Source organism: Desulfosoma sp. (assembly GCF_052743555.1).
The window spans coordinates 1-13,870 of record NZ_JBRAHS010000027.1 but is presented as its reverse complement, the minus strand read 5'-3'; the positions used below and the strand labels follow the sequence as shown (position 1 = coordinate 13,870).

The window sequence follows — 13,870 nt, the reverse complement described above, 5'->3', positions numbered from 1 at the left end:
CTGTCCTCCAGGCAGGCTCATGAGGTCTTCCATGATCACCAGTGCAAAAAATCATCGGGAAATGGAACCCCTGCTTCGCGCTCGCGGTGTCTGCGTCTCTTACGGTCGACATATTGGATGCCTTGATGTGCACCTGGACGTCATGGCCGGCGAGGTGATGGCCGTGGTGGGCGAGTCCGGATCCGGCAAGACCACTTTGGTCCGATGCCTCGCCGGTATGCTGCCCCCCAGCCAAGGGCACGTGCTTTTTCGTCATGGCAACCAGTTGCTGGACCTTTATCATATTGAGGCGTCGCTGCGCCGTCGCCTACTGCGCACCAGCATCGGCCTAGTTTTTCAGCGGCCTGAAGAAGGCTTGCGCATGGGTGTAAGTGCTGGAGCCAATATCTGCGAAAGGCTTCTTGCCGAGGGGGAGCGCCATTATCGTCGTTTGCGCCAAACGGCTCGCTTTTGGATCGACAGTGTGGAGCTTGATCCGCAGCGCATGGATGACCTTCCCTCTACCTATTCCGGAGGTATGCTGCAGCGGCTGCAGATCGCCAAGAACCTCGCTTCGCGCCCTCACATCCTCTTCATGGACGAACCCACCTCGGGTCTCGACGTTTCCGTTCAGGCGCGGCTGCTGGATTTAATCCGTCGATTGGTTCGGCAGTTTCATCTGGCTGTGGTTCTGGTCACCCATGACCTGGCCGTGGCGCGCCTTTTAGCTCACCGCGTCATGGTCATGCTGCAGGGACGAGTGGTGGAGCAGGGCTTGATGGACCAGGTGCTCGATGACCCACAACATCCGTACACCCAGTTGTTGGTTGCCTCGCGATTAGCGGGCTAAAGCTCAGCGTCTCGTTACAAAAAAATTCTTTTCATTGTACGCCAGGAGAACGGTCCATGCACCAACCGTGGATGATTCGCGTCGAATCGGTAAGCAAGTCTTTCACTCTTCACGTCCAAGGGGGGGCTCATTTTTCTGTTCTCAACAACCTGAGCTTAGAGGTCGGTAAGGGCGAAAGTGTCGCGCTTGTCGGTCCCTCGGGCATCGGAAAAAGTTCTCTTTTGCGGATGGTTTATGGAAATTACAAAACCTCGCAGGGACGAATTCTCGTTCGCTGCGGCGCCCAGATTTATGATGTCACAAGAATCTCCCCGCAGACCATTTTGCAACTGCGCCAAAACACCATAGGGTATGTGAGCCAATTTCTTCGCGTCATTCCAAGAACATCCACGCTCGACGTGGTCATGGAGCCTCTTTTGCTTCAAGGCGTGGAACAGGAAGAAGCTCGGACCAGAGCCGAAACGATCCTTGACCGCCTTGCGATTCCTTCAAAACTTTGGGGGCTCTCTCCAACCACCTTTTCCGGCGGGGAACAGCAGAGAGTCAACATTGCCCGGGTTTTTGTCTGCAATTACTCCATTCTGCTGCTCGATGAGCCCACCGCTTCTTTGGACCCGAACAATCGGCGCGCTGTAATTACGTTGATTCGAGACGCACAAAAAAGGGGGGCAGCCATTCTCGGTGTCTATCACGATGCGCTCGTTCGCCGCCAGGCTTCAGACCGCACGGTCACACTGGGGAATTGACCGCACCAGAACTCAGCACCTTTAAGGAGAAGAGAAATGGATCCGTTCACAAGGAAGCGATTTGAAACTTTGCTGCGTTCCGCTCGAAACACCTTAATGGAGTCCATGCAAGCCTTGGGCGACCCTACTGAAGACCAAGAGCGCCATGGAGAGCCCATGGATGAAGGCGATGTGGCCGTACTGGAACGCCAAAGGGAAGCGCTGCATCTTCTTCGTAACCGATACGTCCAGCTTTACTGGGAAATTCAAAGCGCTTTAAAGCGGCTTCAAGATGGCGAGTACGGAATCTGTGAACGCTGCGGGGATTCGATTCAAACAGAGCGGCTGGAAGTGCAACCCACCGCCCGACTTTGCATCGACTGCCAGAGGAACGAGGAAAGGCGCAAAGGCACCGAAAGAAAAACCTCTGCACGGGGTTTCGTCGAGGTCGCTCCCGCGGTCGAGACGACTGTATCGGCCCAGTGGCGCTACCCGGAGTGCGGCATCGCTTAAGGATTCGCCGGGATTGTGAGCTCTGTTTTGGAGAATCCTTTTTCATTGGGTTCAGTGGACCCACAGAGCGCGCACAGAATTGACACGCTTTTGCCATCACATTGTCACTTTGGAACCGTTATGGAACAGAGGGAGGCCAGATCGAACGATGTCACTTTTGGGAGAAGAAAATGCAAGAACTTGCGCTTCTCTGGGGTGAGCTCCTTCTGCTTGGCGTTATGATATGTGCCAAAATCAAGCTCTTCCCTATGAACCAGCCTAAGACCGACCTTATCATCGATCTTTTGAACGCCTTAAACGTCCCCCAAAAACCTTCCGGTATCACATGCACCACGACAACAATGGCATTTTGGACTTCAGGCACTGGAAAATCAGGGCGCTTGACCATGATGACTTCCAAGAATCGAGCGTCAAAGAGGAATACGAAACTGTGAAAAAGGTGCTTTTTATTTGCGTCCACAACAGCGGTCGAAGCGTCATGGCGCAGGCCTTTGCCAATAACCTTGGGCATGGAAAAGTCGAAGCAGAAAGCGCCGGATTGGAACCCCGCCCGGTCCTTGCCACTGTGGTCCAGGTGATGGCCGAGGAAGGCATGGACGTCAGCCATCATCGGCCGCAAAGCGTGTTCGATCTTTTTCGTCAAGGCCACCGTTATGATGTCATCATTACCGTCTGTGACGACGCGGACGAAAAGGCCTGTCCCATTTTTCCCGGTATTGCCATAAGAGACCACTGGCCTTTTCCCGACCCGTCCAAGGCGGAAGGCTCACCAGATGAAAAAATGGCGTACGTTCGTTCCATTCGTGATGCCATTCGACGCAAAATTCTCAGCTGGCTCTCCACCTTAAAGGACGACGGCGCAGGTGACCCACAAACTGTGGAAAATTCAGATCCAGATCGACCATAATGCCGTGATAAAGGGGACACGCTTTATAGTAACAGTTCACACCGTCAAGGCCGTTCACTCCAATCCCTTGAGGCGGATCTCAATTCTTTTGCGGACGCCTTGACAAAGGGGAATGAAGTTTTGCCATCTACTTATATAAAGATTTTTTAGGTTTTCACAAACAAACGGAGGTCAGACCATGAGCGATGTCAGTGCACCGAGCAAGCGTCAGCAGTTTGTATGGGTCAAGGACAAGGCGGGGAATGAGTTTGTCTGTCCTGTGGATGTCTTAAAGAAGCCTTCGGAAATGCGTCCAGAAGAGCTGAAAGATTGTGTCGACGACGCCACCAAGCCTCAGCCTTATGCTGGCGGCTAGTTTTTCGCACCTTGTTCGCTGATGACAGTGCGTGATCGTTGGGCCCACATGATCTGTGGGCCTGAATCTTTTGATGGTGATGGAGGATATTCTATGGCTGAATTGGTGAGAGGTCAAAGATTGGTTCGGGTGCAGGACCGTGCGGGAAATGAATTTTACTGCCCCATGGAGGCCTTGAAAAACCCAGCGGATCTGGACGCTGAACTTCTTGAAAGCTGCGTGGACGACGCCACCGTGGGAAGATACGCGGGGGATTTTCAGAAAAAAGAGGCCTGAGAAAGATCCCTGGTGAGTAGCGCGGCGCAAGCGCCAAGGCAATTCAACAAACGGGTTTTTTTGAGACAAAGTCCCTGAATATAAAATCTTTGCAGTTCATGTTGCCTAAAATCATCGATTGGGCTCGGGGTGCACGCTTCGCGAGAAGGTGTGGTTGTGCCGAGGGGGCACCTCACCTCTCGGAAGCCCTAAAAGACCAGATCTGTTCTCGTGAACAAGCCGGTAACGGTGAAGCCGGTTTCAGGTCTTTACCCTGCGTTTCTTCCATGAAAGGGCCGACGTACTCACCCGCAGCGACACGGATCACCAAACCATGTGGTCATTAAGGAACTAGGCGCTCAGTAAAAGCTTTTCGGCGTTCCGCCCCTGATGATAGGCTAAAAAATCAAGAGCTGCGTCGCCTCCCATCGCTTTTTTTAAGAACCTTAAATCAGCGGCGGCCAGGTCGACACACAGCAGGGCGTCCAAAACGTGCGAAAAATTCTTGTCGACATTAAAACCTAAAACCTTTCCACCAACTTTGAGATATTGACGAAGAAGGACAGGCACCGAACGTTCAGACTTTTCGATGGTGGCCACCAGTTCTGAAACAAGGTCCACATCGGCAAGATCGCGGCATAAAACTCTCACATTCCACGGCATGGCGGACATTAGCCGCGGGGGGCGACGGGGCTCGACCCAACGGCTCCATTGTGTGCAAAAATAGTGGTGACGAAGAAACATGACCATGAGATGGCGGCTGATCACATGGTAGGACTCACTGATGCTCACAGGCCCCAAGAGGTACCGATACTTCACGTGCAAGGCCACATAACGCGCGATTCCTCTCCATAAAAGCCACAAGGGCGCGTAGGCTTTCTGATGCTCCGGCCGAACGAAAGAACGACCCAGCTCCAAGGTTCGCTCAAGCAGCGGCATCATACCTGGACCGTACCGAAACAGTGTGGACGTGTAAAAACCTTTTAAGCCCATGCGTTTCAGGATCTCATCTCCGCGCCCAATGCGGTAGGCTCCGATGATCTCCCGCCTTTCTTCGTGCCAAAGAAAAAGATGGTGGTAGTAAAGATCAAAACGATCCAGGTCCACCGCCAGACCGCTGCCTTCGCCTACAACTCGAAAGGCAATTTCACGAAGCCGACCAATTTCCTGAAGAACATGAGGAATCTGGGTGGCTGAGGCCCAATACACTCGCTGGCACCCGGAGCTCACCAAACACTGTGCCGAAGGCAATTTTTCGATTTCCTCCAGAAGAAGCTGAGCAGGCATCCCTGGCGCCACGTCCCTTGGCGGACGTCGACGTCCATTGCCCAAGGGCAGCCACTTTTGGGGCACGCCGTTTTTTGAAAAAACTTTCCCGTGAGAGATACCAAGAGCATAGGTCTGAGCTCTCAGATACTCGGTCATTCCAGCGGCAGATCCAATGCCGGCAAGTTCATCAAAATATATGGTACGCCCTACGGTTACCGGAATCGTTCGCCCGCACTTGCCGTGCATCTCCCTGGGTAAAAGAAGAGTTCTCAGCCGGGGATGCATGAGGCCTAACAAATGGAACCAGAGACTGTTGGCCCCCTCAAAATGCATCGGCACAACAGCACATCGACTGCGAAGCACAAGCCGCCCGAGCGTCTCGCTCCATGAAGGATCCACGACGGCGCGTTTGCGTAAATGAAAGTGGGAAACGGTGCCTGAAGGGAACATGATCAAAACGCCGCCCCCTTTGAGCCATCGAAAGCACATGCGTAAAGGACCGATGTTGCGGTCTATGGATCGTCTGGCTCTAAACGGATCCACGCCAAAGAGAAGCGGTGCCATTTCCGGAATGCGTGATAAGAAAGCATTGGCCATGATTTTGACGTCGGATCGCACAGCGAGCACCATCTGGGCGGCCACCAGGCCCTCAATCCCTCCAAAGGGATGATTGGCCACCACCAGCAGTGGTCCTCTTTGGGGTATCGTTTCCGGACAGCCACGAACGACCAAGCGAATGCTAAGAGCATCCAGGGCGTTCTTGACGAAGGTCTGAGGGTCCGACACCGGAGGCAAGTCTTGATAGGTGCGCTGTAATTTATCCATAGCGCTCACTTTCTCGATGCAATGCATCACCGGCCGCCACATTCCGCGGCGTGCTGAAAGCAGGCGAAATTCCGAATCCACCCTCCCCATATTGACCTCTCTTCTTCGCGCTCTTTTCACCCAATTCTACAGTATGCCATCGTCTTGCCCATGGAGCCTCGCAGAGAGGAATGGCTTGACCGATGGGGCAATGGCATCGAATACGCTGCCATAAATAGACGGGCATCTGAACCTAAGGATAGTCGAGCCCAAGTGTGACCGCACTTTTGCTCGCAAATGCTTTAGACTGAATGAAGTGGCTTCGGCCATGGAATCGAAGGTTCATTAGACAGCTTGCAAAAATTCTTGTTCCGCCTCCCCCTCTATCCCGCCGTACATGTTCCACATGGCCAGAAAAGCCGCTTCGAACGTGCGTCCTTCCATTAGTTTTCTTGCCTCTTTGCCCATCTGCACCCGCTTTTCCTTCTCTGCGCACATGATCTCCATATATTTCAGCAAGCTTGCCTCACTTCGACCTTTGAAGATCCAGCCCGTGCGCCCTGGAATCACGTTCTCCTGGGGACCTCCGCAGTCGCTGACAATCACGGGCAGCCCACAGGCTTGGGCTTCCAAGACCACATTCCCAAAGGTGTCCGTCGTGCTGGGAAACACCAGAAAATCGCAGGACGCATAGGCTTCACACAATTGCTGTTCCGATAGATATCCTGTAAATACAGCTTTCATATCGGAAAGCATCCGCTCCATTTCTTCTTTGTAAGGCCCGTCCCCCACCACGACCAAGGCCGTATCGGGGTTTTTTTCGTGCAGTTGCCGAAAGGCACGGCATAACACATCCAAATCCTTTTCTTTAGAGATGCGCCCGACATACAGCGCTGCCACTTTGTTTTCCAGGCACCACCGAGCGCGAAAATCTGAAGAATATTTCTTCGGAGACCACTGCTCAATATCCACACCTCGAGGGTAGGTTCTTATTTTTGCTGTGGACACACCATGTCCTGCCAGTTCACGGGCAGTGGCCTTGGAGGGGACGTAGACGCGATCCATTTGGTTGTAATACCAGATCATATAGCGCCACGTGAGGGATTCCAGAGCTTCGTCACCGGTCAACCGCTGCACATACTGGGGAAAAGCCGTGTGATACGTGGCCACGATGGGAATAGAAAGGATGCGGGCCACGGCCAGGGCCGTAAGACCCATAGGACCAGGGGTGGCGGAATGAATTTGCGTGAATTCCTGTTCAAAGCAATACCGAAGTATCTTGAGAAAAGGAGGAATTTTTAACGACAGTTCAGGATACTCCGGCAGTGCGTAATGGGCGATGGGTTTGAAGTTCACGATCTCAGAGTGGCATCCCGGCCTTGATTCCTCGCAAGTGACTAAAACCAGCCTTTTGCCGAAACGTTGAGCCGCTCGAAGCTGACGGATCAATGTTCGAGCCACTCCGTTGACTTCCAAAATGGTATCGGAAAAGTGAGCTACAGAAACCTCTTGGGCGGGCCCGCCCATTCCGTCGCCCGCGCCAAAACGACGGGAAACCTCCCTGACCATCCCTTTATCCTTGGTAAAATGTGAGAAGGCCACAAAATAGGGCGCCATTAGACTATACAGCGCCCCAGAGGCTCCCAAGGTTTCGAAAATGTTGAACATATGTGCATCCTTTAGCTGTTGGGCGATGCTTCGGGATAGGCTCACCAGCAACGCATCACAGGTTTTTTCCATGAAACGGTGCCACACCTTTTCCGCAGCGCGCACCCGTACGGCCTTAGTTCCCTGGGCAAAAGCCAAAAGCCGAACATCTTGCGTCACGAGCGTCTGGGACATCTTCCATAATGCCTTGATGACAGGAAGATCTTTCTGTTGCGCCTCATGTCGGGGCCACAAGCGCGTTGACCGCCCCAAATCGTAAACGCGATGCGACCAAGATCGTGAAACACATGGCTGATGAATGTTGAGCATTCTTTCAAGAAATCGAAGGAGAACATCCTTGTGCAGATGCTTCGTCAGTTGGAAACGGTCTCTGTAATATTGGTACGCAATGCCATAGAGATTATGAGCCATGGTCAAGGGTGTGGAAGGCGTTCCTTTGATCTCCGCCTCTCCGGCGGCGATGGCCTTTAAAAAACCGCGAATGTCCTGAGCGTTGGGGACCGAGGTCCAGTATCGGGCAATGTTGAGGGAACTGTGGTCGTCCGATCCCCCGATGATCCACTTCGGACCGAAATCCAAGGGCATAAAACCGTCGTCACATCTGTCGGCCAAGCTGATGAGACGCTGCCTGTCCAGTCCGGCCAAAAGGGCACGCAAGAGGCGATTCTGTAAATCGTTTCTGGCCCCGTTGAGTTCAAAGCCTCGAAATAACAAGAGCATCTTTTCGAAGTGCTCCACGGTGAGTTTTCCGTTAATGCTATAAAGTGGATGAGCCACCGCGTGGAGTATTCCGTTGTCTTTCAGGTAGGTGACCAAATCGTAAATGTTTTCGCGTACCTTTTGTATGTCCTCGTGTTGCGTTTCGGAAAGGTCATAGGCCAAAACGTGCACCTTGCAGCCATCTTCAGGAAAATAGGTGGTAATTTCTTCACCGATGAGAACATTGGGAAAATGGGCGATTTCTAAAACCCCCTGAATGGTGTTGTGGTCGGTGATGGTGACGAGATCCATGCCCAATCGGCGGGCGATGCGATAGATGTCTTTCGGCGATGTAAAGCTTTCCGGACAACCGATCTTTTGAAGAATCCATTGGGACGGGCGGGTAGAAAATTTTGAGTGAACATGCAAATCCGCTTTCATCGGCTCACCTCCCTTTCGGTTTTTTCATCGCAGGAAACTTTTCATAGGAAGATGGCCGTGAGACGTCATCCACGTGACATTTTCATGAAACCATGCCTCAAGAGAGCCCTGAGCCTACGGGTGGCCCAGACTGGAGGCACGCCGCCTTTGCAAAGCCCAGAGCGCGGAAGGCAAAGCGCCCTTAATGAACGTTGCAATGGTGCTGATGCAATAAAAGAAGGCGAGCGGTTTCACAGCGTTCGAGGAGCATTGAGGGCGCATTGGATACGCCGGGGCACCGTAACCTATCCCTTAGGCCACCGCTTCCAGGTGTGACACGGAAAGGCTCACGGCGCCGAAGGATTCTTCCACACGGCCTCGCAGAGCATAGGGTCTTTCCCAGCCCAAAGTCTGGCAAAAGCGGCGATAAGCTTCGGGAAAAAAAACCGTTTCATAAATGGCCGTTTCGTCTTCAAAGGAAACAAAGGCCATGGGATTGCCTTCTCGAGTGACCACCTCTTTTCGAGTAATGGGCCATCCTTTGATCCAAACCGTCGTGCCTACCCGCCGTGGCAGCTCTCGGGCCGAAATCCACGGCCTGGGCCTTGTGCGGTATGCCCCTGCGTGGCATCGCAGCGGATGCACGGAAAGCACAAAACCCAGCGCCTCGCGCTCGTGACGCCACAAAACGGACTCGTCAGGGACCGGCAGATTCGGCGCCACGACACTTTCATGGGCCAGAGGTTTCGACAAGGCGATGGGAAGGTGTTGATCCGCACAACCCACAACCCCGCTTCGGGGTAAAGGTTTGTGAGACGCTTGTGGATTTGGAGAGAAGATTTGTGCAGTCTTGAGGGTTGAGGCCGGTTGTGCCGGCGCGCATCGAGCATGAATCCACCACAGGAGCTGGGCGCGATGCCACGGCTCGGCCAGAGCATTCAGAGCGCCGCTCTTGGCAAGGAGCACGGCATCCGAAACGCTCAAAGCCACTCGATGAAACAAGTCCTCCAGCGACACAAAGGGACCGTTTCGAGCTCGTTCTTCCAAAAGCCGCTCCACAGTATCCCGTCGAATACCCTGAAGCATTTGCAGCCCTAATCGCATGGTGCGGTCCTTGCCCCAACATTTCCATCGACTTTCGTTGACATCGGGCCCCAAAACCTTCAGCCCCATACGTCGCGCTTCCGAAATGTAGGCATAGCTCGTGTAATAGCCCCCTCCATTGGCCACCACCGCCGCCATGAATTCGGCCGGATAGTGCACCTTGAGCCATGCCGATTTGAAGCTCACCAGAGCGTAAGACGCCGAATGGGGCTTGCAAAAGGAATAACCGGCAAAGGACGTGAACATTTCCCAAAGGCTTTGCACCACCCCCTCATCCACCCCACGACGCCGGCAACCCTCTTCAAAACGCCGTCGATAATCCTCAATCTGTTCGCGGCTTTTCTTGCTCAGCACCTTACGCAACCCATCGGCTTCCGCCCACTGAAACCCGGCCAAGGCCATGGCGCACAAGACCACATGTTCCTGGTACACCAAAATGCCGTAGGTCTCCTCCAGCAGCTCTTTGAGGTCAGGATGAAGAGGTTCATAGGGCTTGCCGTGAAGGCGTTCAATATAGTCCTGAATGTAGCGGTTGGCGGCGGGCCGAATGATGGATGAATGAATGACCAAATGTTCAAAGTCGCCACGCCGTGTTTTTTGCTGGAGTTGACGCATGGCAGGCGACTCCACGTAAAAGACGCCCATGGTGTCGCCTCGAGCCAGCAGGGCTTGGGTTTCTGGATCATGTAAGGGATTCAGGGAGGCGTAATCCACCCGACGGCCAGTGTTTTCCGCCACCATGTCCAGAGCGTCCCGAATGACGCTCAAGGAGCGGTTCCCCAAAAGATCGATTTTGACCAGTCCCCCCGCTTCCGCCTGATCCTTTTCCCACTGAATGATCCGCACGCCCTTGGCGGCCCGTTGCACAGGCACTCGGCGGTCCACGCGATCCGGAGCCAACACCATGCCTCCGCAATGCACGGACACATGTCGAGGCAGCCCTTCCAGTCGAGCGGCAAGGCGAAGGATTTCCGGCCACGGCGGGTCCAGGGCAAAACCGTGAAAGGCGGGATGCGACCGCATCCGTTCCTGGATGCGCTCCGGTCGAGTCCACCCGCTCAAGCGTCGGGTCACTTCCCCAATGTCCGCCGAGGGCACCCCGTACACCTTGGCCGTTTCCCTCACCGCCGCCCGCGCTCCAAACCCAACATGGTTCGCCACCATGGCAAACCGTTCGGAACCGTAGAGCCGTTCCACCTCCTCCAAAAGGGCGTCCCGCTCGTCCCAGGGAAAATCCACATCGATATCCGGGTGGTCTTGACGATGGGGGTTGAGAAAGCGTTCGAAAACCAATTTGTGTTCCAGGGGATCCACATGGGTGATGCCCAAAAGGTAACTCACCACGCTCGCCGCCGCGCTGCCTCGGCCGCAATGAATGGGACGACGCCCCACGATGTCTGCCACCACCAGAAAGTAATCCACATAACCTTTGGCGTGAATGAGTTCCAATTCGGCAGCAAGCCGCTTTTCCAGTTCGGGAAAGCTACGCCCATAGCGCCATTGGATGCCTTCTCGACAACGCCGAGCCAGCTCGTCAAAAAGGTCCGCACGGCCGCTGCCATAAGAAGGAAAGACCGTTTCAAAACGGCCCCATTCTGTGAAACAGCGGCGCATGAGGTCCTCCGCATTGGCCACGGCTTCAGGACAGTGGGGAAAATGGCGGGCGGCCGCCTTCACAGGTTTCAACCACGCCTCCGAAGACGCCAGTTCCCGAGGATCCAATGTGCTCAAAGTGGTGTTGGTGTCGATGGCCCGCGCCAGCCGATGCAGGGAAAAATCTTCAGGATCGGCAAAATAGACGGGATGCACGGCCACTGCAGGCAGTCCCATGGCCTTGGCCATCCGTAAGGTTCGGCGCCCCGCAGGGCCGGGAAGCACCGCCGCGTAGGTCTCCACATGACTGCGAACAGCCTGAAGAAATTTTTCATCGGCGCTGACCATCGCCACGTGGTCCCCACCCTGGGCACCGTCCTTTTCCAGGGAAAAGCTGGCATCCATGTGAAGCCGAGTCACTAGAGCGCAGAGCGTTTCATAGCCCGTGGCATCCTTGGCGATGGCCACCACGTGCCGATCCTGATGAACGAGGTGCACACCCACCACCGGCGCCACACCGTAACGGCGAGCGGCCTCAAGAAAACGCACCAGGCCGTAAAAGCCGTTGCGATCGGCGCACAACACGGCCTTGTGCCCGCGCTCCACCGCCCGCCGGCACAAGGCTTCCGGGGAACTCACCCCTCGCAGGAACGAATAAAAGGTATGCACCACCCACAACATGGCCCATGATTGCTGCCCGTCACGGCGATCTTTTGTGAACGGAATGCGCCGTTCCCCAGACGAGGGCTTGAGGACCGTAGCGGTTCCGCACGGTATCCAGAGCAGTTTGAAGGCTCTGTTCTCGAACTTCCGACCCTTGGGTCTCGGGAAACAAAACCAGTTGCTGCAAAGGCAACTGAAAGCGGCTCCATGTGACGGCAATGCGGCGCAGCGCCACCCGCCTTTGGCACACCCATCGCGCAAGGGCGCGAACCGTCTGAAAAAGGACTCGATCCAGCACCTGGGCCTGCGGCTTCATCTCTTGCGTCCCTTGCACCTCCACGCCGTCGGCGTAGCGCACTTCCAAAAGGACTCGACGCGGAATGCGGTTTCGGCGCCTGAGCGTCCACCCGGCTTCTTCCGCCAGCTGCAAGAGGACGGCGTCGATTTCATGCCAATCCCCAGTGTCCCGCTCCAACGCGTGCACCAATCGCAAAGCCACGTCTTTTTCAAAAGGCACCACCGGCAGCGGGTCTTCGCCTCGGGCGAGGCGCACAAGCCGTGAAGCCTGATGCCCCAAAATGGGAAAGAGCACTTCGGGACCGAGAGCCGCCAACTGGCCGACGTGGCGGATGTTCACATCCGTGAGCCGATCCGTCGTCTTCGGCCCAAGACCTGGAAGCACTTCCACAGGAAGGCCCTGAAGAAAGGTGCGTTCCCCGCCCGGAAACACGCGGCTCACGTCACCCACGTCCACGCATTCGGCGGCCACCTGGCTGACGAGCTTGTTGGTCGCAAGACCTGCTCGAGAAGGCAACCGGCGGCCACGCAGCACAGCTTCTTCCAGCCGACAGGCCGTATCCGTGGCGGGCCCCCACAGACGCCGCGTTCCGGAAAGATCCACGAAATAGCGCCCCAAAGCGCCACCTTCCACCACAGGAGAAAAGGCCATGAGGTCGTGAATGACGGCTTCGTGCACGTGCCGGTAAAAAGATCGGTCCGGGGGCACCACCTGCAGCGCCCGGCAACGCCGCACGGCCGCCGCCCACGGCACTCCTTCCCGAATGCCTTCCCGACGCGCCAGAGCATTCACCGCCAACACCACAGCCCGTGCTCCGGGATCGGCCACAGCCAAAGGTCGGCGGGCTCGCAATGGATCCCGCAACTCTTCCAGCACCGCACAAAAATCGGGCACATGAAGATGGACCACCGCCCGCTCCATAAGACACACTCCCGGCGCTTTCTTCGCGACGCCTTTTGCCGTGTTTTCCTCAATCACCGACAATGACAAGGGGTAAGGCTCTCGCAATGTCGGCGTCGTATAAGCTTCCAGGTCACCCTGGCTCTCCAATGCTAAGGTGAATAAAGAGTGAAAGTCAAGGGGGACATGGGGAAAACATGAAGGCTTTGTGTGCAACGACATCTTTGCCCAGTGGGACACTTCCCGTGTGAAGGAGCATTACAGTTTGGTTGGACAAGTGAGGACTTGCGATGGCTGCAACGGCACCCGTCTACCAGCCCCGAGAGCCCACCGATTCCACCTTGTGGAAGATAGTGCACCATCACTATGAAGACTTCAAGGCCGGCTATGACGAGCATTGTGAGAAGCCGTATGGGTTCTTCCGCATTCCCATCATACTGCGCATTGATTGCAAAGACGACCAAGAGCTGCAAACTACCCTCTGCCACTGCGCCAGGGACAGCCTGGAGATCTTTTTTCGAACCGTGCTGGGCCGCGATGACGGCATTTTGGGCACGATACTGGTCATCTCCAAAGTCCTGGCCCTGCTCAAACGTGAAAGGTGTTTTAAGGCCCGGGGATGAGCCGCCGCAGGCCCGCAACGCTTGCCAAAAACAACAAACCGCAATAACTTGCCCCATTTTGCTCGAGACCTGCCTGAACCTTGTCACAAAATCGAGACATCATTGTGCTTGACCCACCTCACCGCACCTGCTACACAATAACCGTCATCAACTCATTTCTTGTCACCTCTCGGTCTAGAATCTTAAAAAGTGGATAAGAATTAAGGTTGCAACTTATGATATCAATTGGCATGCTTCGCGATGTC

General features: G+C 55.0%; 11 protein-coding genes. 7 read left to right on the top strand and 4 right to left on the bottom strand.

Annotated elements, in window-relative coordinates; genetic code table 11:
• The first annotated feature begins 31 nt into the window (after nucleotides 1–31).
• The 6 genes from phnK to ACUVSA_RS13860 all read left to right on the top strand — a co-directional run bounded on the left by phnK (nucleotide 32) and on the right by ACUVSA_RS13860 (nucleotide 3,605).
• Complete coding sequence (gene phnK, locus ACUVSA_RS13885; protein WP_445892232.1) at nucleotides 32–829, top strand: phosphonate C-P lyase system protein PhnK; 798 nt, start codon at nucleotides 32–34, stop codon at nucleotides 827–829.
• Nucleotides 830–900: 71 nt separating this feature from the next.
• Entirely contained in the window at nucleotides 901–1,575 is a 675-nt protein-coding gene (gene phnL, locus ACUVSA_RS13880) for a phosphonate C-P lyase system protein PhnL (protein WP_445895277.1), read from the top strand.
• Nucleotides 1,576–1,611: 36 nt separating this feature from the next.
• On the top strand, nucleotides 1,612–2,067 hold the full coding sequence (locus ACUVSA_RS13875; protein ID WP_445895260.1) for a TraR/DksA family transcriptional regulator: 456 nt from the start codon (nucleotides 1,612–1,614) through the stop codon (nucleotides 2,065–2,067).
• A gap of 430 nt (nucleotides 2,068–2,497) precedes the next feature.
• The gene (locus ACUVSA_RS13870) at nucleotides 2,498–2,974 is read left to right on the top strand and encodes an arsenate reductase ArsC (RefSeq protein WP_445892229.1); all 477 of its coding nucleotides are present in this window, start codon (nucleotides 2,498–2,500) and stop codon (nucleotides 2,972–2,974) included.
• Nucleotides 2,975–3,152: 178 nt separating this feature from the next.
• Entirely contained in the window at nucleotides 3,153–3,329 is a 177-nt protein-coding gene (locus ACUVSA_RS13865) for a hypothetical protein (protein ID WP_445892228.1), read from the top strand.
• Nucleotides 3,330–3,422: 93 nt separating this feature from the next.
• Nucleotides 3,423–3,605, top strand: a complete 183-nt coding sequence (locus tag ACUVSA_RS13860) for a hypothetical protein (RefSeq protein WP_445895259.1) — start codon at nucleotides 3,423–3,425, stop codon at nucleotides 3,603–3,605.
• 330 nt (nucleotides 3,606–3,935) lie between these two features.
• On the opposite strand, the gene ACUVSA_RS13855 is transcribed toward ACUVSA_RS13860, so the two are convergent.
• From ACUVSA_RS13855 to ACUVSA_RS13840, 4 genes are all read right to left on the bottom strand, one after another.
• Entirely contained in the window at nucleotides 3,936–5,678 is a 1,743-nt protein-coding gene (locus tag ACUVSA_RS13855; RefSeq protein ID WP_445895258.1) for a lysophospholipid acyltransferase family protein, read from the bottom strand.
• 324 nt (nucleotides 5,679–6,002) lie between these two features.
• On the bottom strand, nucleotides 6,003–8,465 hold the full coding sequence (locus tag ACUVSA_RS13850) for a glycosyltransferase (protein WP_445895257.1): 2,463 nt from the start codon (nucleotides 8,463–8,465) through the stop codon (nucleotides 6,003–6,005).
• 291 nt (nucleotides 8,466–8,756) lie between these two features.
• Nucleotides 8,757–11,822 (bottom strand): DNA polymerase III subunit alpha, encoded by a 3,066-nt coding sequence (locus tag ACUVSA_RS13845; protein WP_445895256.1) that lies wholly within the window; start codon nucleotides 11,820–11,822, stop codon nucleotides 8,757–8,759.
• A gap of 19 nt (nucleotides 11,823–11,841) precedes the next feature.
• Nucleotides 11,842–13,023, bottom strand: a complete 1,182-nt coding sequence (locus tag ACUVSA_RS13840; RefSeq protein WP_445895255.1) for a DNA polymerase Y family protein — start codon at nucleotides 13,021–13,023, stop codon at nucleotides 11,842–11,844.
• 269 nt (nucleotides 13,024–13,292) lie between these two features.
• Here ACUVSA_RS13840 and ACUVSA_RS13835 point away from each other — a divergent pair, with 269 nt between their 5' ends.
• Nucleotides 13,293–13,625 carry a hypothetical protein gene (locus ACUVSA_RS13835; protein WP_445895254.1) on the top strand — a complete coding sequence of 111 codons (333 nt, stop codon included), beginning with the start codon at nucleotides 13,293–13,295 and terminating at the stop codon, nucleotides 13,623–13,625.
• The last annotated feature ends 245 nt before the right edge of the window (nucleotides 13,626–13,870 follow it).

Coding starts and splice junctions, on each gene's coding strand:
- ACUVSA_RS13845 (WP_445895256.1), bottom strand. CDS start 11,822: ATGTTGTGGGTGGTGCATACCTTTTATTCGTTCCTGCGAGGGGTGAGT.
- ACUVSA_RS13850 (WP_445895257.1), bottom strand. CDS start 8,465: ATGAAAGCGGATTTGCATGTTCACTCAAAATTTTCTACCCGCCCGTCC.
- ACUVSA_RS13855 (WP_445895258.1), bottom strand. CDS start 5,678: ATGGATAAATTACAGCGCACCTATCAAGACTTGCCTCCGGTGTCGGAC.
- ACUVSA_RS13835 (WP_445895254.1), top strand. CDS start 13,293: ATGGCTGCAACGGCACCCGTCTACCAGCCCCGAGAGCCCACCGATTCC.
- ACUVSA_RS13860 (WP_445895259.1), top strand. CDS start 3,423: ATGGCTGAATTGGTGAGAGGTCAAAGATTGGTTCGGGTGCAGGACCGT.
- phnL (WP_445895277.1), top strand. CDS start 901: ATGATTCGCGTCGAATCGGTAAGCAAGTCTTTCACTCTTCACGTCCAA.
- ACUVSA_RS13840 (WP_445895255.1), bottom strand. CDS start 13,023: ATGGAGCGGGCGGTGGTCCATCTTCATGTGCCCGATTTTTGTGCGGTG.
- phnK (WP_445892232.1), top strand. CDS start 32: ATGATCACCAGTGCAAAAAATCATCGGGAAATGGAACCCCTGCTTCGC.
- ACUVSA_RS13865 (WP_445892228.1), top strand. CDS start 3,153: ATGAGCGATGTCAGTGCACCGAGCAAGCGTCAGCAGTTTGTATGGGTC.
- ACUVSA_RS13875 (WP_445895260.1), top strand. CDS start 1,612: ATGGATCCGTTCACAAGGAAGCGATTTGAAACTTTGCTGCGTTCCGCT.